The 16,678-nt window shown below is 52.2% G+C and carries 22 protein-coding genes; 15 read left to right on the forward strand and 7 right to left on the reverse strand.

The features are described from left to right. Positions 1–26: 26 nt before the first annotated feature. Both AACZ19_RS03760 and AACZ19_RS03765 read left to right on the forward strand, forming a co-directional pair. Positions 27–710, forward strand: coding sequence for a response regulator (locus AACZ19_RS03760; protein ID WP_339631259.1), 684 nt, complete (start codon positions 27–29; stop codon positions 708–710). After that, on the forward strand, positions 698–2,083 hold the full coding sequence (locus AACZ19_RS03765) for an ATP-binding protein (protein WP_339631261.1): 1,386 nt from the start codon (positions 698–700) through the stop codon (positions 2,081–2,083). Before AACZ19_RS03760 ends, AACZ19_RS03765 begins: the two co-directional genes overlap by 13 nt. 17 nt (positions 2,084–2,100) lie before the next feature. Here AACZ19_RS03765 and AACZ19_RS03770 read toward each other — a convergent pair whose 3' ends face one another. From AACZ19_RS03770 to AACZ19_RS03795, 6 genes are all read right to left on the reverse strand, one after another. After that, positions 2,101–2,448 carry a hypothetical protein gene (locus AACZ19_RS03770; RefSeq protein WP_339631263.1) on the reverse strand — a complete coding sequence of 116 codons (348 nt, stop codon included), beginning with the start codon at positions 2,446–2,448 and terminating at the stop codon, positions 2,101–2,103. 24 nt (positions 2,449–2,472) lie between these two features. Next, entirely contained in the window at positions 2,473–2,814 is a 342-nt protein-coding gene (locus tag AACZ19_RS03775) for a tRNA-binding protein (protein WP_339631265.1), read from the reverse strand. Positions 2,815–2,876: 62 nt separating this feature from the next. Beyond that, entirely contained in the window at positions 2,877–3,380 is a 504-nt protein-coding gene (locus AACZ19_RS03780; RefSeq protein ID WP_339631267.1) for a hypothetical protein, read from the reverse strand. Positions 3,381–3,459: 79 nt separating this feature from the next. Continuing rightward, positions 3,460–4,272: a pyrroline-5-carboxylate reductase gene (gene proC / locus AACZ19_RS03785; RefSeq protein ID WP_339631269.1), complete on the reverse strand. Its 813-nt coding sequence runs from the start codon at positions 4,270–4,272 to the stop codon at positions 3,460–3,462. Between the two features lie 3 nt (positions 4,273–4,275). Continuing rightward, the gene (locus tag AACZ19_RS03790) at positions 4,276–4,782 is read right to left on the reverse strand and encodes a YbjN domain-containing protein (protein ID WP_339631271.1); all 507 of its coding nucleotides are present in this window, start codon (positions 4,780–4,782) and stop codon (positions 4,276–4,278) included. A 193-nt stretch (positions 4,783–4,975) separates the two neighbouring features. Next, positions 4,976–5,290 carry an accessory factor UbiK family protein gene (locus AACZ19_RS03795; protein WP_339631273.1) on the reverse strand — a complete coding sequence of 105 codons (315 nt, stop codon included), beginning with the start codon at positions 5,288–5,290 and terminating at the stop codon, positions 4,976–4,978. Between the two features lie 114 nt (positions 5,291–5,404). Here AACZ19_RS03795 and lgt point away from each other — a divergent pair, with 114 nt between their 5' ends. The 13 genes from lgt to AACZ19_RS03860 all read left to right on the forward strand — a co-directional run bounded on the left by lgt (position 5,405) and on the right by AACZ19_RS03860 (position 15,804). Continuing rightward, positions 5,405–6,214 carry a prolipoprotein diacylglyceryl transferase gene (gene lgt, locus AACZ19_RS03800; protein ID WP_339631275.1) on the forward strand — a complete coding sequence of 270 codons (810 nt, stop codon included), beginning with the start codon at positions 5,405–5,407 and terminating at the stop codon, positions 6,212–6,214. After that, positions 6,211–7,275: an SAM-dependent methyltransferase gene (locus tag AACZ19_RS03805; RefSeq protein WP_339631277.1), complete on the forward strand. Its 1,065-nt coding sequence runs from the start codon at positions 6,211–6,213 to the stop codon at positions 7,273–7,275. The genes lgt and AACZ19_RS03805 overlap by 4 nt, the downstream gene beginning before the upstream one ends. Position 7,276: 1 nt before the next feature. Then, complete coding sequence (pgeF, locus tag AACZ19_RS03810) at positions 7,277–8,041, forward strand: peptidoglycan editing factor PgeF (RefSeq protein WP_339631279.1); 765 nt, start codon at positions 7,277–7,279, stop codon at positions 8,039–8,041. Positions 8,042–8,186: 145 nt separating this feature from the next. Then, on the forward strand, positions 8,187–8,987 hold the full coding sequence (locus AACZ19_RS03815) for a hypothetical protein (protein WP_339631281.1): 801 nt from the start codon (positions 8,187–8,189) through the stop codon (positions 8,985–8,987). A 182-nt stretch (positions 8,988–9,169) separates the two neighbouring features. Then, positions 9,170–10,105 carry a ribose-phosphate pyrophosphokinase gene (locus AACZ19_RS03820; RefSeq protein ID WP_339631284.1) on the forward strand — a complete coding sequence of 312 codons (936 nt, stop codon included), beginning with the start codon at positions 9,170–9,172 and terminating at the stop codon, positions 10,103–10,105. Between the two features lie 97 nt (positions 10,106–10,202). Then, positions 10,203–10,871, forward strand: coding sequence for a 50S ribosomal protein L25/general stress protein Ctc (locus tag AACZ19_RS03825; RefSeq protein WP_339631286.1), 669 nt, complete (start codon positions 10,203–10,205; stop codon positions 10,869–10,871). Positions 10,872–10,882: 11 nt separating this feature from the next. After that, positions 10,883–11,491 (forward strand): aminoacyl-tRNA hydrolase, encoded by a 609-nt coding sequence (gene pth / locus AACZ19_RS03830; protein ID WP_339631287.1) that lies wholly within the window; start codon positions 10,883–10,885, stop codon positions 11,489–11,491. A 2-nt stretch (positions 11,492–11,493) separates the two neighbouring features. Then, on the forward strand, positions 11,494–12,591 hold the full coding sequence (gene ychF, locus AACZ19_RS03835; RefSeq protein WP_339631289.1) for a redox-regulated ATPase YchF: 1,098 nt from the start codon (positions 11,494–11,496) through the stop codon (positions 12,589–12,591). Positions 12,592–12,664: 73 nt separating this feature from the next. Beyond that, the gene (locus tag AACZ19_RS03840; protein WP_339631291.1) at positions 12,665–13,132 is read left to right on the forward strand and encodes a MaoC family dehydratase; all 468 of its coding nucleotides are present in this window, start codon (positions 12,665–12,667) and stop codon (positions 13,130–13,132) included. Next, positions 13,129–13,578: a MaoC family dehydratase gene (locus AACZ19_RS03845; RefSeq protein ID WP_339631293.1), complete on the forward strand. Its 450-nt coding sequence runs from the start codon at positions 13,129–13,131 to the stop codon at positions 13,576–13,578. Before AACZ19_RS03840 ends, AACZ19_RS03845 begins: the two co-directional genes overlap by 4 nt. A gap of 105 nt (positions 13,579–13,683) precedes the next feature. Next, a complete protein-coding gene (locus tag AACZ19_RS03850) occupies positions 13,684–14,661 on the forward strand; it encodes an SPFH domain-containing protein (RefSeq protein ID WP_339631295.1) in 978 nt (325 codons plus the stop codon). 5 nt (positions 14,662–14,666) lie between these two features. Then, positions 14,667–15,134: an NfeD family protein gene (locus AACZ19_RS03855; RefSeq protein ID WP_339631297.1), complete on the forward strand. Its 468-nt coding sequence runs from the start codon at positions 14,667–14,669 to the stop codon at positions 15,132–15,134. 13 nt (positions 15,135–15,147) lie between these two features. Next, entirely contained in the window at positions 15,148–15,804 is a 657-nt protein-coding gene (locus AACZ19_RS03860) for a dienelactone hydrolase family protein (protein ID WP_339631299.1), read from the forward strand. Here the strand turns inward: AACZ19_RS03860 and AACZ19_RS03865 are convergent. Continuing rightward, positions 15,797–16,669, reverse strand: a complete 873-nt coding sequence (locus tag AACZ19_RS03865; RefSeq protein WP_339631301.1) for a VOC family protein — start codon at positions 16,667–16,669, stop codon at positions 15,797–15,799. The two genes, AACZ19_RS03860 and AACZ19_RS03865, sit on opposite strands and share 8 nt — an antisense overlap. Positions 16,670–16,678: the final 9 nt, after the last annotated feature.

Here is a 16,678-nt window from a genome sequence, read left to right on the forward strand (position 1 = left end):
TATATTTTGCTGATGAGTAATGGACGATGATGGACAATGCGCCTCATATTCTTGTCGTTGACGACGACGCCCGGTTGCTGTCTCTGTTGAAAAAGTATCTCATGGACAATGGCTATCGCGTCTCGACGGCGACCAACAATGCGATGGCGGAGAGTCGGATGGGAGGGTTCTTTTTCGACCTGATTGTGCTGGATCGGATGATGCCAGGTGGAGACGGCATTGATCTGGTACAGAAAATGCGTGGCGGCAGCGGAACCATTCGGGAAATTCCGGTACTGATGTTGACCGCAATGGGCGAAGCCGAAGATAGAATCAATGGGCTTGAGGCCGGCGTTGACGACTACCTCAGCAAACCATTCGAGCCGCGTGAGTTATTATTGCGCATAGACGCGATTTTACGCCGGTCAAAAACCGAGAAACTAGAGGACCTCCAATTCGGATCCTTCACATTCAATCTTGAACGCGGCGAACTATTGAAGGATGGCAGCGTCATTAATTTGACCTCAGGCGAATCATTACTGCTGAAATCATTGGCCGCAACCCCGGGTGTGCCGATCAGTCGTGATGATCTCTCCGTTTCCAGCGGTAGTCAGGGCCGCGCCGTGGATGTTCAGATAACGCGCCTTAGGCGGAAGATAGAAGATGATCCGAAAGCACCGCGCCATCTTCAGACGGTGCGCGGTGAAGGATATGTTTTATGGGCAGACTGACCTTTTTACGCGATATTTATCACCGGTTGCGAGGTATTTACTACCAGATTACTGCTGGATTTATCAAAAACCTTATGCCCCGAACTTTGTTCGGCCGGTCAATCATGATCGTTGTCCTGCCGATCCTGTTGCTGCAAATCCTGGTGACCTATATTTTTTATGAACGTCACTGGGATGACGTTGCACGGCGGCTTGCGCAAGGTGTGGCGGGTGATGTTTCCGCCGTCATCTCGCTTCGCGATCGATTTCCCGGCAAAGTGGCGGAAACGGATATTCTCAGCATCGCCCGCGGACAGATGCGCCTCGCTGTCAGTATCGACGAAGGGGCTTTACTCCCCGAAGGCAGCGACAAACAGAAAAGCTATGGTTTTCTGGAAAGCCATCTTGCTACCGCTATGAGAGAGAGTCTTCCGGCGCGCGCATTCAACATCTCAACAAATACAAAGCTCGAATCCGTTATTATTTTAATACAGTTACCAGACGGCGTGTTGCAGGTGATCGTCCGGGACAAACGGCTATTTTCATCAACAACCTATATTTTTGTCATGTGGATGGTGGCAATTTCCCTCGTCCTGCTGGGCGTCGCCCTATTGTTTCTTCGCAATCAGATGCGCCCGATCCGGCAGTTGGCGATGGCGGCTGAACAGTTTGGTAAAGGCCAGTTTGTTGATGATTTCAAGCCAAGTGGCGCTCAGGAAATCCGTTCTGCCTCCCGCGCATTTCATGTCATGAAACACCGAATCCTGCGGCAGATTACACAGCGCACCGAAATGCTAGCCGGTGTCAGCCATGACCTTCGCACCCCTCTTACAAGAATGAAGCTGCAACTCGCCATGATGCCAGAAGATGAGAGCAAAGTCAGCCTTCAAGGCGATGTAGCAGATATGGAGAAGATGGTGGAAGGGTATCTCGCCTTTGCCCAAGGTCAGGAAGCCGAGGCCGTCGAAGACACGGACATACCGGAACTGTTCCACGACATTGTCATGAACGCCCGCCGTCAGGGTGCCGCCATTTCCCTTAAAGCCCCGGAGACCCTTCGCGCAGAGCTCCGTCCCAGCGGCTTTAAACGTTGCATTACAAATCTGGTGAATAACGCCGCCCGCTACGCAACGGAGATATGGATCACTGTCAAATCAACAAATTCGGAAATAATCATCACGATCGATGATGACGGGCCGGGCATCCCTGAAGAAAACCGAAAGGATGTGTTCCGTCCCTTCTACCGTCTTGACCCTTCACGCAACGTGAAAACCGGGGGCAGCGGCCTCGGTATGACGATTGCCCGTGACGTTGTTCATGGACATGGTGGCCAGATCGCCCTGGGCAACTCACCCGCAGGGGGCCTCCAAATCGAAATCCGGCTACCTCTGTAAGTCGCAGATTTCAGGCGCTACTTGGTAAAGGGTGCGAATTTCTGCTGAATTTCGCTGACGGCTTTTTGCTCCGTTATCGGCACTTGCGCAAATGTAGTATTAGCGAGCGCAAGAACCGGCGGAATGGTTGCCACCGCCAGTTGCGGTGTTTTAGCTGCCGCCGCCATCATAAAAACCTCATTAACTTCACTGTTGAGGCTTGCGGTTAAAGTTGCAACATCCTGATCGCGGGATTTGAAAACGGCGAATGCCTCATTCGCCTTTTGGCAGGCTGCGGCTATCTGCTGCGTTTGCTTTTGAAAAAGTGAGGTTAAATCCGGTGGAATCGGCATTTCCTCGTCCGAGGATTGGGTTGTTTCAGCCATCGCACGCACTCCTATTCTCCTGGATTATTCGAGGCGGCAGCCGATCGGCACGTCATGGTCCGGCGCAGCCAAAGAAACTTTTCCGTCTGCATCACTGAAACCCAGAACCAGCACTTCAGACATGAAAGGACCGATTTGCCTTGGCGGAAAATTCATGACCGCCATAACACGTCGGCCGACAAGATCTTCCGGCTGATACAGCGCGGTTATCTGCGCTGAGCTTTTTCGAAAGCCGATTTCTTCGCCAAAATCAATTTTCAGCTTATACGCCGGTTTCCGCGCCTCCAGAAATTTGGTTGCCTCTACGACGCAGCCGACACGTATATCGACCTTCGTGAAATCCTCGAACGTAATTTCTTTTTCCATGAACCATGCATCTCCTTTGCTTTCAGCGATGCTAGGGTAAACGACATCGAAAATCACCTGTCTTATCCTCCCGACGAGAACGTCTCCGCAACCTGTTCGATGGAGGCCAGCGATTTTTCCATCGACTTGTTGATTGCGTCGAAGGACTTGTTCGTCGAGGTGGTCAGGGTTTCAGCCGCTTTGGTCAAGGTATCCACCGTAACGTTAAGGTTATCTATTTCGGATTGTATATCCGGCGCCTTGCCCTGCCCGGCCTTTGCCGTTGAGACGGAACTGTTAAGCGATTTCTGCAAATTACCGATTGTCTGTTGCAACGTCGTTCGCTGTTGCTGAACAATATCCTGCAAGCCCTGACTAGCTGCCTGTACGGCGGCCGTCATTTTCTGCATATTCTCATTTTGGTAGGTCGTGATGGCGCTCAGATCAGGAATGATGACTCCTCCGGCCGGTGTCGGCGGGCCACCGCTCGGTGCCGCTGTATCGCTACTCTGCGCAGGCGGCGGTGCTGCTGTATTGGACTCTTTCGTTGCCGTATCGCTTTCTGAAGACGTGGGAGTATCACTCATAGCTCTATCCTCTCAATCACAAAGGATAATATAGAGCCAGAAACACAACTTTAAAGAGATACATGTTTAATTTATTCTATTACCCGAGTTCTTTTGAGCGATTGGTTGCCGCTGCTACCGTTTCTGTCATCAAAGGACCCAGCCCATTCTTTTCATCCATCAAGACAGCCAGTCCTGCCGCTGTTGTGCCATTGGGGCTGGTCACATTCTTGCGGAGCTGTGCGGCCGTTTCCGTCGATTGCCGGGCGAGTGCGCCGGCTCCCGCCACCGTTTCTTGCGCCAGCTTGACCGCGAGTTCTTCCGGGAGCCCGGCCTCGACCCCGGCAGCTGCCATCGCCTCTATCATATAAAAGATGTAAGCTGGCCCGGAGCCGGAAACGCCCGTGACCGCATCCATCAATCCCTCGTCCTCGATCCAGGCAACTTCACCAATGGCCTGCATCAACTGATCGCAATACTTCCTTTGGTCCGCATTTGCATGCGGATTTGGACAGCAAACCATCATGCCCTGATGGACGGCGGCCGGGGTATTCGGCATAACGCGGATAATCGCCGCCGACTTTCCAAACGCCTCCTCAAATGTTGAAATGCGTGTGCCCGCCGCAATGGAAATCACAAGGCTTCCCTTGTCCGTCAATTTCCGGAAGGTCCCCAGAACATCCTTGATGATTTGGGGTTTAACGGCCAAGACAATGATATCAGGTTGGAATTCGCCCGGAATATCTTCTGCCGAGCCGATTCCCGTACAGCCCAGATCCGATGCATAGGCTAAATTCTCAGTGTTGGGGTCGATAACCATAATTCCGGCTGGCTCTAATCCGTTTTCGATCCAGCCACCAAGCATTGCCTGCCCCATCTTGCCGGAGCCAATCAGCAGCAATGACAGAGACATGATTTATGCCTCACCCATTGTTTCAAACATCGCCGCTTCTATAGCCTCTTCCGGGGTTTTTCCACCCCAGATACAGAACTGGATCGCCGGATAAAATTTTTCCAGTTCACTTATTCCGATCTCGACTAGCGTTTGAACCTGCTCGCTTGTCATAATACAGGCGCCGCTCAACAGCAGGGAATGACGAAACAGGATCATTCCCTCTTCGCGCCAGGTATCGAAATGCCCAACCGGCATTCTTTCATTGACCCGTGCCAGCAACTCATAAACCGCTGCATACCGACGCTCAGGTATCTTGACATCATAGGCGCAGGAAAAATGAATCGCACGAAGATCGGACCGCCAGGAAAACCAGAGATGATACTGGCACCAGCTTCCCTCCACTCCGACTGTCAATTCATTATTACCCTGCCGATCAAAGGACCAGTCGTTATCGACAATAATGCTTTCAATCAGATCAAGGGGGTTGGAGTCTTCGAGTTCTTCGTGGGTGAGATACAAGGACGTCATGGAGCCATTCCTTTCAGAACCATCCCCCGGCTGGCACCCTGTGACTTGACGTTGAAGCCTAGCCGGTAAGGAAATCTACTGCAGACCATATATGGTGCCACATCTACCGTGAAACCATAAATCTAGCGTAGTTCCCCTAGAGTTGCAGCGCAACAAAGAAAGTAAGGCTAGACTGTTTTTTCTGTGGATAAAATCAGCTGTCCGCCGCCGATGTCTTCTTCTTAGCCGCCGGCGTTTTGCGCGTACGCGGTGCCTTGGAAAGGTCGCTCACTTTCTTTTCAAGTGCCGCAAGCTGTTCTTTTAATTTGTCATTTTCTTCGCGTGCCAGCACCGCCATGGCCTTCACGGCGTCAAATTCTTCCCGCGGTACCAGATCCATCTCGCTGATAAAGCGCTCCATCCGCTGATGAAAGAGGTTTTCCCATTCCGCTTTAACCCCCTGTGCCGTGCCCAAGGCACCTGTGGCAAGGCGGGCAAGATCATCAAAAAGGCGGGAATTTGTCTGCATCACTTTGAACCTTCAAAAAAAATATGTCTCATAATGGCAAGAGAGAGGCAGGAAAGCAACCGCCTAGCCCAGAGAAGCTTGCGAATATTCTCAAGAACTTTATATAGTAGCCGCATGATGTTATCGACCCTTTTCGCGGCCATCGCCTTTCCAGAAATTGACCCGGTCATTTTCCAGATAGGTCCCTTTGCCATTCGCTGGTACGCACTCGCCTATATCGTCGGCCTGATTATTGGCTGGCAGCTGATGATGCACCTTGCCCGCGAAGACGGATCGCGCGTCTCGCCCAAGCAGGTGGATGATTTCCTGATCTGGGCGACATTGGGAGTTATTCTGGGTGGTCGACTCGGTTATGTGCTGTTTTATAAGCCTGAGTATTATTTTGCCAATCCATCCGAGATTTTCATGGTCTGGCAGGGAGGCATGTCCTTTCATGGAGGATTTTTAGGGGTTGTGCTGGCCACGGTCCTTTATTGCCGATTCAAAAAAATAGTCACTCTTGATTTTGGCGACCTGTTGGCGACAGTTGTGCCGGTCGGGCTATTCTTCGGACGGATCGCAAACTTCATTAACGGTGAGCTATATGGCCGTGCAACCGATGTGCCGTGGGGAATGGTTTTCCCAGGCGGCGGCGATCTCCCGCGCCATCCAAGCCAGCTATATGAAGCGTTTCTGGAAGGGCTCGTGCTGTTTGCCGTGCTCCTCGTTTTTCGGCGAACACGGTATGCCGAAAAGCCGGGCTTCATTATGGGTCTCTTCTTTGCGGGCTATGCCGTTGCCCGTAGTATTGTGGAGCTATACAGAGAACCTGACGCTTATCTTGGTTTCCTGATTGGCGGTGCAACGATGGGTCAGCTTCTCTCCCTTCCCATCCTGATTGTTGGTCTCTATTTCATGTTTCGCCCGTCCCGCAAAATCGCATGAATGCCCTCGGCAAGATTATCAAGGCCCGGATTGAAAAAGACGGCCCGATTTCCTTGCATGACTATATGCAAATTGCGCTCGGTCATCCGGAATATGGCTATTACGCCCGGCAAAACCCGTTTGGAACCGAGGGCGATTTCATTACCGCGCCAGAGACCAGCCAGATGTTCGGGGAACTTATCGGGCTTTGGGCGGTGGATGTCTGGGACAAGCTCGGCCGCCCCAAAAAGTTCTATCTCGTCGAACTGGGGCCGGGTAACGGAACCCTGATGGCCGATGCGCAGAGAAGCGCCCGGTTAGTCCCTGAATTCCTGACTGCAGCTGAAATCCATCTGATTGAGAACAGCGCGCGACTCAGAGAACGGCAGGCGTACACCCTTCCTGATCATGGTATTCATTGGCATGATGAACTACCAGAGCTCTCCGGCGCACCGGTTATCCTGCTTGCCAACGAATTTTTTGACGCGCTGCCTATCCATCAATATTGCCATCAATCCGGCGCGTGGTTTGAGCGGATGATCGCTCTACGGGACGGCAATTTTGTTTACGCGCTCGCCAACACGCCTGCATCTGTCAAATCCGCTGCGTCAGCAGACGATGGGGACATTCTCGAACTATGTCCCGCCGGGAACAAAATGATCGAACAAGTCAGTAAGCTTTTATTTCGTGAAGGCGGGGCCGCGCTGATCATCGATTACGGAGCGGATGAAATCCTTCTGGGAGACAGTTTCCAGGCAGTGAAACGTCACGGATATACAGATCCCCTCGTCAAACCCGGAGAGGCCGATCTCACCACCCATGTCAGATTCTCCTGCCTCAAGGAAATTGCTCTTTCCTATAATATCACTGTTCAAGGCCCGACCACACAAGGCCGGTTTCTGGAGCGCCTTGGCGTAGAGGCCCGGCATCATCAGCTGCGAAAAAATGCAAGTGAGGAGCAGCGCAAAAAACTTGATGCGCAACTTCGACGCCTGATCAGTTCATCCGAAATGGGAACACTTTTCAAAGTCATGGCATTATCCCATAATGTAGTGGCAGCAACGGAAGGTTTTGGAACTTGAGATGCTAAAAAGTTCAATTCTTGAGAGTGAGACGCTCACTCATGGTTTCTTCACACGCAGTGGCGGTGTATCTGAAAACCTCTATCTCAGCCTCAATTGCGGTCCCGGTTCCAAGGATGAACCGACCAAAGTCGCTGAAAATCGAGCGCGCGCCATGGCCATGATCAACCAACCGGCGGATGCCCTCAGGACAGTTTATCAAATTCATAGCACCGAGGTTCTGGTTATCGATCAGAGGAAAGAAATTACGCCCCGGCCTAAAGCGGACGCCATGGTAACCAACATTCCGGGCATTGCTCTCGGGATTCTAACGGCGGACTGTGTGCCGGTGCTGTTTGCAGATATGGAAAACGGCGTTATTGGCGCCGCGCATTCGGGCTGGAAAGGCGCGCTCGGAAACATTAGCGCGCATGTAGTGGAAAAGATGATGGAACTCGGTGCCCAGAGATCAAATATCCACGCCGCAATCGGACCCGCTATCGCGCAGAAATCATACGAGGTTGGCCCCGAATTTCCCGCGCCATTCCTGGAAGCAGATCCCGATGCTGCGCGCTTTTTTATCTCTTCAGAGAATGAGGGCCATTATATGTTTGACCTGACCGGGTTTGTCCGCGCGGGACTTGAAAAAGCAAAAATCGGTGCAATTGACTTGCTAGAGAATGATACCTGCGCGGAAGAAGAGCTGTTTTTCAGCTATCGACGTATGGTAAAACGTGGAGAGGCGGATTACGGTCGCCAGCTTTCAGCGATCGCACTCATGCAATAGCCGATCCGGTCGCCTTGTCACTTGTAAAAGAGAAGCAAAATGCCTTATATGGTCATCTTTATCATGATCTGTCTGCTGGGAGTTCTCGCGACCTGTGCGTTGTAATTTCATCATAAAGGTTTTTTTTCTTATCGGCATCGCGGGATTGGCTGCCTGTCAACCGCTGCAGCGCCCGTTCCAGCCGGAAGTCAAGACATCGTGGCGGGCGGCTCCCGGTCCGCGAACCGCACTTTATGTAGAACCGGTCACCGGCGGACCACCCCAACTTGAACAGGCTGTTGCCTCAAAACTGCAAGATCTCGGTATCGCTGCCTTTGTCGGGCAGGTCGAGCCAAATCGCTATTATGTTCGCGGCGAGATTTTTGAAGATACAAACGGGCGGTTTCTGAACTGGACGATCTTCGATCCACAAAACCGGGACACGGGCCTTTTTACCCTCGAAAAGCTGCCGGCATCAGTTGAAACGTCAACTATACCGCCGCAGGAGCTCGAAAAGCTGGTTCTGAATTCCGCCAGCCATATTGATCGCCTTCTGGGGGGTGACGGCATTAATTTTGCCGCCCTCGACAAGCCGGTGATTTTTGTCCCGATTGTTGAAGGGGCGCCGGGAGATGGATCGGAAAGTCTCGCGGCGGCTATACAGGACCGGTTGGCACGGCTCGGCCTTGAAGTATTGCCGACTGAAGCCGGTGCGAACTTCATTGTCCGTGGTCAGGCAGAAATCACGCCCCCCAAATTCGAGACACAAGTTATAGAACTTACCTGGAGTCTGGAGCGGCGCAATGGTGAACAGGTTGGACAAGTCAAACAGCGCAATAGAATCAGGGCGGGCTCCCTCAACGGGGCCTGGGGAGATACGGCGGCATTGGCGGCCCAGGGCGGTGCAGATGGAATCTACAATCTGCTTCGAAAAAGCGAGCCGGAATATTTCAAATCAAAATCTTGAAGCTATTTCCCCCTCTCCACCAAATATTTACGAAATTCCCCTAAAAAATGGCGTTTAAAGCGTTTACAGGGCTCATGCGCCTTGGTAAGTTCCGCCCGCCGACGCCAACTCGTACATTTTCGCGCGGGGGGCAATGTGTTTTTAACAGGAAAAAGCCCTCAACTGATTAAAGGATCGTTCCGATGAAAGTGCTTTCGGGAAATGGCAACCGACCGTTGGCTGAAGCCATCACCAATTACCTCAAGCTTCCTCTGACAGATGCGGATGTCCGGCGCTTCTCGGACATGGAAGTATTCGTTGAAATTCATGAGAATGTCCGCGGCGAAGATGTCTTCGTTGTACAGCCGACATCGTTCCCGGCAAACGACCATCTGATGGAACTGCTGGTTTGCATCGATGCGCTGAAACGGGCATCGGCCTCGCGAATCACGGCGGTCCTGCCCTATTTCGGATATGCGCGCCAGGATCGCAAACCCGGACCGAGAACGCCAATATCGGCTAAACTTGTCGCCAACCTGATTACCACTGCCGGCGCGGACCGGGTCTTGACCATGGATCTCCATGCTGGACAAATACAAGGGTTCTTTGATATTCCGACGGATAACCTCTTCTCTGCGCCCGTCATTGTTCCCGATATTGAGAAACATTATGGCAAGGGCGGCGATATTACGATCGTGTCGCCGGACGTCGGTGGTGTGGTCCGCGCCCGCGCCTACGCCAAAAGGCTTGACGCGGACCTTGCAATCGTAGATAAGCGCCGTGAAAAAGCGGGTGTTTCCGAAGTCATGAATATTATTGGGAATGTCAAGAACCAGCATTGTATTCTGGTTGACGATATTGTCGATAGTGCGGGAACCCTCTGCAATGCCGCCGCTGCCCTGATGGATAAGGGCGCGAAAAGCGTTGCCGGTTATGTTACCCACGGTGTTCTGTCAGGAGGCGCTATCGCGCGGATAAATGCATCTGCGCTGGATGAAATGGTCACAACCGACAGCATCATGGCAACGGAGGCGTTCCGCGCCTCGGAAAAAATGCGTCAGATTTCCGTCGCTCCGCTTATCGGCGAGGCGATGTACAGAATTTCGAAGGAAACATCGGTTTCCAGCCTGTTCGACTAATCGATCAGGCAATTCACGACATGGGCACCCCTGGAGGCACATGTCTTTTTGACACCGGGTTCGTCCCGGTGTTGCTCGCTTAAGTAGGAGAAATACAATGAGCGAAAATGCAGTTTTAATTGCAGAAACGCGTGACCGGGTCGGAAAGGGGACCTCCCGGGCATTGCGTCGTGACGGCCGGACACCCGCCGTTATCTATGGTGATAAAAAAGACCCCATTTCCATTTCACTGGAAACCAAAGAGTTGGTGAAAACCATCAACCATGGTGCTTTCCTGTCCTCGGTTTTTACGGTTCAGGTTGGCTCGACCAAGCATAACGTGCTCCCGCGTGACATGCAGCTGCATCCGATCAATGACATGCCAGTACATGTTGACTTTCTGCGGGTTTCCGCAAAATCCCAGATCGCCGTCATGGTTGCTGTTCGCTTCCTCAACGAAGAGGAATGTGTCGGCCTCAAACGCGGTGGCGTCCTCAACGTGGTTCGCTACGAAATCGAGATGATGGTCCCGGCTGGCAACATCCCGGAAGCCATTGAGATCGACCTGCTGAACTATGATATCGGCGATAGCGTTCATATTTCCGAAGTGAACCTGCCGGACGGCGCAGCACCCACAATTTCGGATCGTGACTTTACGATTGCCACCATCGCTTCCCCGACGGTTGAGCCGGATCCGGAAGATGAGGAAGCGGCGGAAGATGAAGACGGGGTTGAAGCTGAGGAAGGCTCTGAAGAAGCAGAAGCCGAAGAAACCGAAGAAGAATAGTTCAGGATTGAATGATGATTTTGCTGGTTGGTCTCGGTAATCCCGGCAAGGGATATGCCGACAACCGGCATAATTTTGGATATATGGCGGTGGATGAAATCATCCGCCGCCACTCCTTTATGCCGGAACGGGTTCGATTTCAGGGATTGGCCGCCGAGGGGAATATTGGCGGGACAAAAATTCTTGCCCTGAAACCCACTACCTATATGAACTTGTCTGGCCAGTCTGTTGGCGAAGCGGTCCGTTTCTATAAGATCCCACTTGAGAATATCATCGTATTACATGATGAACTGGACTTACCGTTGGGGAAAATCCGTGTCAAAACCGGCGGCGGTCATGGCGGGAACAACGGTCTTCGATCCATTATCGGGCATCTTGGTGAAAATTTTTGCCGCGTTCGCTTAGGCATTGGACATCCGGGAGAGAAACATCTTGTCACCGGGCATGTCCTCAGTAATTTTTCCAAAGCGGAGCAAGCGACCGTTGAGGCCGCGACAGAGAGCATCTCCCGTCATATCGACCTGTTGATTGACGGGGATGCGCCGGGCTTCATGAACAAGCTGGCGCTGGATATCGCCCCGTACAAGAACAAAGACACAGATACAACAAAAGGAAACTGAGTATGGGGTTCAAATGCGGCATCGTCGGTCTGCCAAATGTCGGTAAATCGACATTATTTAACGCCTTGACGCAAACCGCACAGGCAGCAGCCGAGAACTATCCATTCTGCACGATTGAACCGAACCTGGGTCAGGTTCCTGTCCCTGATGAGCGCCTTGTTGAACTGGCAGCCCTTGCCAAATCCAAGGAAATCATTCCAACCCAGCTGACATTCGTCGATATTGCCGGTCTCGTCCGCGGGGCTTCGAGTGGTGAGGGCCTCGGCAACAAGTTCCTTGCGCATATCCGCGAAGTAGACGCCATCATTCAGGTTGTTCGATGTTTTGAGGATGATGATATCACGCATGTCGATGGCAAGATTGATCCTCTCTCTGATATCGAAACCATCGAAACAGAGTTGATGCTGGCGGATCTGGAAAGCCTTGAGAAGCGGACCGAAGCACTTGTCAAAAAAATCCGCGGGGGCGATAAGGAGGCCAAGAAGCAATCAGAACTGATTGATCGCGCGCTCGTCGTTCTTCGAGATGGCAAGCCTGCCCGGCTCGTCCCCCTGGCGGACGATGAAGTCAAGACTTTCCGCAACCTTCACCTCCTGACCCAAAAGCCGGTTCTCTATGTCTGCAATGTGGATGAAGAAAGCGCCGTGTCCGGCAATGCCTTCTCTGCGAAAGTCGCAGAAAAGGCCGCAGCGGAGAATGCAGGAAGCGTTGTCATCTCGGCGGCAATTGAAGCGGAGGTTGCTCAGCTCGACGCCGAAGAGCGGGCCGAATTCCTCGACGAACTGGGCCTGGAGGAAACCGGCCTCAGCCGGATCATTCGCGCAGGTTATGATTTGCTCGACCTGATAACCTATTTTACCGTTGGCCCGAAAGAAACTCGCGCATGGACAGTTAACAAAGGGACAAAGGCTCCGCAAGCGGCCGGGGTTATTCACACAGATTTCGAAAAAGGCTTTATTCGTGCGGAGACTATCGCCTATTCTGCCTATGTGGCGCATGGCGGAGAGAATGGCGCAAAAGAAGCGGGCCTCATGCGTCTGGAGGGGAAGGAATATGTTGTCGAGGATGGTGACGTTTTACATTTCAGATTTGCCAATTAGAGACACTTAATACCAACCTTGAAAAAGCAGCAAATGCAACCATGATCGGAACAAGGTCAGAAGGCGAAAGAATATGAAATATTGGGAAGACTTCCCCGTCGGCTGGACATTGGAATTCGGCAATTATGAAGTGACGGAAGAAGAAGTAATCGAATATGCCACGGCGTTTGATCCACAACCTTTTCACATTGATAAAGAGGCGGCGAAGGAGCATTACTTCGGTGGCATTATCGCCAGTGGATGGCATACCGGTGCCATGTGCATGCGAATGATGGTTGACGGCTACATTCATGACTCGGCATCAATGGGATCGCCGGGTGTTGACCAGCTTCGCTGGAAAAAACCTGTTCGGCCAGGTGAAATCCTCCATGTAAAAGCGGAAGTACTGGACCGCAGTCTTTCCAAAAGCAGGCCCGAGCTTGGCTTCGTCAAACTTTCTCATACTGTCTTCAATCAGGACGATGAAGTAAAGCTGACAATGATCTCCAGCGGGATGTTCTTTCGCGATCCTGCCAGAAAAAGGGGGGAGGCCGACCAATGAGCACGATTTATTTCGAGGATATTGCTGTTGGCGACAGAACCGCTTCAGGAAGCAAAAGCGTCACGAAAGAAGAAATTATCGAGTTCGCCCGCAAATACGACCCGCAGCCCTTTCATACAGATGAAGACGCGGCAAAGGACAGTATTTATGGCGGGCTGATTGCTTCCGGTTGGCATACAACGGCCATATTAATGCGCCTGCTGGTTGACAATATGACGAACAAACGCGCCGGTCTCGGATCTCCGGGATGTGACGATCTGCGCTGGGTTCGCCCTGTACGGCCGGGCGACGCTCTCCGATATGAATCAGAGGTCATTGAGACCCGTAAATCCGAGTCGCGCCCAGATATGGGCATCATCCGAGCAGATGTAAAACTCTTCAACCAGAATGACGAAGTTGTTCTCACACTGAAATCCATCGGCATGGTCAAGACCCGGCCAGCATAATCCTTGCCCTGCTCGCCTTCTCATAGATTTTTAGCTTAGGCTTGACGGCGTTACATTATATAGTTCGCCTGGGCTGTCCTTTGTCCGATTATTCGAGGAAGCGATATGGATTTATTCTTGTCTGGATTTGCAATTTTTGTCATCGTTCTCGTGCTGCTGGCAATCGTTATTGTCTTTATGGGCGTTACGATCGTGCCGCAGGGTTATCAGTTTACCATCGAACGTTTCGGCAGATATACCCGCAGCCTGCAACCCGGGCTCGGTCTGATCATACCGTTTATCGATCGGGTCGGCGGGCGGATCAATATGATGGAGCAGGTTCTGGATATTCCAACCCAGGAAGTCATTTCACGTGATAATGCGATGGTGCAGGTGGATGGTGTTTTATTCTATCAGGTACTTGATGCCGCGAAATCGGCCTATGAGGTTCGTGACCTGGAGCGCGCCATTCAAAATCTTGCCCAGACAAATCTTAGGACGGTTCTCGGCTCGATGGACCTTGACGAAGCCCTGAGCCAGCGGGATTCCATTAACGTACGGCTGCTCAATGTCATCGACCAGGCTTCGACGCCGTGGGGCATCAAAGTTACCCGCGTTGAGATCAAGGATATCACCCCGCCCCTTGATCTGGTGGAGGCCATGGGTCGGCAAATGAAGGCGGAACGGTTGAAACGGGCTGTCATTCTCGAAGCCGAAGGTGTGCGCCAGTCCGAAATCCTGAAAGCCGAGGGCGAAAAGAAAGCTGCCATTCTGGAAGCAGAGGGACGCCGGGAGGCCGCCTTTCGGGATGCTGAAGCACGGGAGCGCCTAGCCGAAGCCGAGGCCAAGGCCACCCATGATGTCTCCGAAGCCATTGCGGCGGGCGACATTCAGTCCATCAATTACTTCGTGGCCCAGAAATATACCGAAGCAATGAAAGAAATCGGCATGGCCCGCAACTCGAAGGTCATTCTGCTGCCGATGGAAGCAAGCGCCCTTATTGCCTCGCTAGGGGGCATCGGCGCAATCGCAAAGGAAGTCTTCGGTAAAGACAATGATGGTGCATCGCGACGGTCCAGCGGCTCTGTCCCGACGGTTGAGTAACGCTCATGATTGATCCAATCATTACATGGCTTGCGAGCCTCGATTTCTGGTCATGGTGGATACTGGGGCTGGCTCTGGTTATCCTCGAAGTCTTCGCCCCCAGCACTTTCTTTCTCTGGCTGGGTATTGCCGCGGGTATTGTCGGGATTGTCGCCTGGATATTTCCCGGCATGGCATGGGAATACGAATGGATTCTCTTTGCCGTCATTGCAATTGCAAGCATTGTGCTCTCACGCCTATTCCTTAAAAAGCATCCGGGCGTTGAGGACAATACCAAACTCAACCAACGCGGAGCTCAGTATATAGGCCGACAATTTACCCTGACGGAAGCAATCCGGAACGGTCGCGGGAAAATTCACGTCGATGACACCCAGTGGACTGTCGAAGGACCGGATACTGATTTGAACCAAGTCGTCCGGGTAACAGGTGTTGACGGTACACTGCTTATCGTAGAGCCCGCCACAAAAGAATAAGGGAGATAATATCATGGGAGAAATGATTACATTAACAGCGGCTGATGGTCACGAATTCGCCGCCTACAGAGCAGCGCCGAATGACGAACCGAAAGGCAGCGTTGTTATCGTGCAGGAGATTTTCGGCGTGAATTCACATATCAAGGATGTATGTGACGGCTATGCCAAAGCGGGCTACATTGCCATTGCCCCGGCATTATTTGACCGCATCAGCCCTGATATTGAACTGGATTATACGCCCTCAGACGTGGAACAAGGCCTCCAATATAAAAACCAAATCGCTGATGAGGCGGCGTTAAAAGACATTGATGCCGCCGCAAAAGAGGCAGATGCCTCTGGAAATGTTGCCGTCATTGGTTATTGCTGGGGTGGGAGCCTGGCCTATCTCTCCGCCTGCCGCTTGTCGTCTATTGAAAAAGCAGTCGGGTATTATGGCGGGCAGGTCGCACAAAATATTGCGGAAACACCAAAAGCCCCGGTCATGCTGCATTTTGGCGACAAGGATGCCTCCATCCCGATGTCGGCGGTTGAGGAAGTTAAGGCGGCCCGGTCGGATATACCGGTTTTTGTCTATGCGGCGGGGCATGGCTTCAATTGCGACCAACGAGGGAGTTACGACGCGGAGGCGGCAAAGCTCGCACGTGAACGCACCCTGGAGTTTATCAGCTAGCCGGACGGTCCGTAAATTCAAGCAAAATGCCATTGGCCTCGGGTGGATTTACCCTGAGTGTTCCCGTCGCAATTTTCTGAGATTTAATGCCATTCTTGGTCAGTGTATTCTCGGTTTCCTGAAGGTTGTCTACGACAATCGTCATGGCGATCAAATGCGGCAACGGCGGCATCTCGTCCGAAATTGTTAGGCCCGGAAATAACAGGTCAATGTCCCGATCATTTACAAAAATGATACTGCCACGACCGAACCGAACGGTCAGGGTGTTGTCGGTCTGGGTCACATTGATGGACCCACAAAGCCGCTGATAATACTCAGCAAGCGCATCCGGATCATCCACAACCACGACGATGGAGTTTATAAATTTAGCTCCGTTCGCATGGCTTAACCAATCCTTTTCCTGCCGAACCAGTTCGGGTGTCATATGATGGCAGATAAAAAGGTTTTTCGCTGACAACCCGGCAGAAGAAGTAAGCCGGATCAACTTGAACTCTGGCAACACATCTCCCTCAGGTAATTCCAGTTTCCGTTTGAGGAGAAGAATATCCGACGGTTCCAGACCGGCCTCTGCAAGGGACTGCTGCGTTTCCTCCGGTTCATCGCTTGCCAGCGCCAGTCCGAGAAGTCCCTCGCCTCTTTCTTCCAGCGCCGTATCGAGACCATTCGTTTCGAGCGACGGATCAACAATGCCAAGAATCTCGATATAATCCTCATCGAACATGATGCAGTAATTGGCCGTGCCCCAGCCGATATGCGAGCCCCGCGGCGTCAGAGTGAACCCGAGCTTCTCATACTGAGATCGCGCTTCTTCCAGATCCTCGACCCCGATCAACGCATGATCGATTCCTTTCAGATTATGCAGCATCCCTCTCTC

Origin of the sequence: uncultured Sneathiella sp. (assembly GCF_963973085.1) — a bacterium.
Lineage (GTDB): Bacteria > Pseudomonadota > Alphaproteobacteria > Sneathiellales > Sneathiellaceae > Sneathiella.

Coding starts and splice junctions, on each gene's coding strand:
- AACZ19_RS03760 (WP_339631259.1), top strand. CDS start 27: ATGATGGACAATGCGCCTCATATTCTTGTCGTTGACGACGACGCCCGG.
- AACZ19_RS03765 (WP_339631261.1), top strand. CDS start 698: ATGGGCAGACTGACCTTTTTACGCGATATTTATCACCGGTTGCGAGGT.
- AACZ19_RS03770 (WP_339631263.1), bottom strand. CDS start 2,448: ATGGCTGAAACAACCCAATCCTCGGACGAGGAAATGCCGATTCCACCG.
- AACZ19_RS03775 (WP_339631265.1), bottom strand. CDS start 2,814: ATGGAAAAAGAAATTACGTTCGAGGATTTCACGAAGGTCGATATACGT.
- AACZ19_RS03780 (WP_339631267.1), bottom strand. CDS start 3,380: ATGAGTGATACTCCCACGTCTTCAGAAAGCGATACGGCAACGAAAGAG.
- proC (WP_339631269.1), bottom strand. CDS start 4,272: ATGTCTCTGTCATTGCTGCTGATTGGCTCCGGCAAGATGGGGCAGGCA.
- AACZ19_RS03790 (WP_339631271.1), bottom strand. CDS start 4,782: ATGACGTCCTTGTATCTCACCCACGAAGAACTCGAAGACTCCAACCCC.
- AACZ19_RS03795 (WP_339631273.1), bottom strand. CDS start 5,290: ATGCAGACAAATTCCCGCCTTTTTGATGATCTTGCCCGCCTTGCCACA.
- lgt (WP_339631275.1), top strand. CDS start 5,405: ATGATGTTATCGACCCTTTTCGCGGCCATCGCCTTTCCAGAAATTGAC.
- AACZ19_RS03805 (WP_339631277.1), top strand. CDS start 6,211: ATGAATGCCCTCGGCAAGATTATCAAGGCCCGGATTGAAAAAGACGGC.
- pgeF (WP_339631279.1), top strand. CDS start 7,277: ATGCTAAAAAGTTCAATTCTTGAGAGTGAGACGCTCACTCATGGTTTC.
- AACZ19_RS03820 (WP_339631284.1), top strand. CDS start 9,170: ATGAAAGTGCTTTCGGGAAATGGCAACCGACCGTTGGCTGAAGCCATC.
- AACZ19_RS03825 (WP_339631286.1), top strand. CDS start 10,203: ATGAGCGAAAATGCAGTTTTAATTGCAGAAACGCGTGACCGGGTCGGA.
- pth (WP_339631287.1), top strand. CDS start 10,883: ATGATGATTTTGCTGGTTGGTCTCGGTAATCCCGGCAAGGGATATGCC.
- ychF (WP_339631289.1), top strand. CDS start 11,494: ATGGGGTTCAAATGCGGCATCGTCGGTCTGCCAAATGTCGGTAAATCG.
- AACZ19_RS03840 (WP_339631291.1), top strand. CDS start 12,665: ATGAAATATTGGGAAGACTTCCCCGTCGGCTGGACATTGGAATTCGGC.
- AACZ19_RS03845 (WP_339631293.1), top strand. CDS start 13,129: ATGAGCACGATTTATTTCGAGGATATTGCTGTTGGCGACAGAACCGCT.
- AACZ19_RS03850 (WP_339631295.1), top strand. CDS start 13,684: ATGGATTTATTCTTGTCTGGATTTGCAATTTTTGTCATCGTTCTCGTG.
- AACZ19_RS03855 (WP_339631297.1), top strand. CDS start 14,667: ATGATTGATCCAATCATTACATGGCTTGCGAGCCTCGATTTCTGGTCA.
- AACZ19_RS03860 (WP_339631299.1), top strand. CDS start 15,148: ATGGGAGAAATGATTACATTAACAGCGGCTGATGGTCACGAATTCGCC.
- AACZ19_RS03865 (WP_339631301.1), bottom strand. CDS start 16,669: ATGCTGCATAATCTGAAAGGAATCGATCATGCGTTGATCGGGGTCGAG.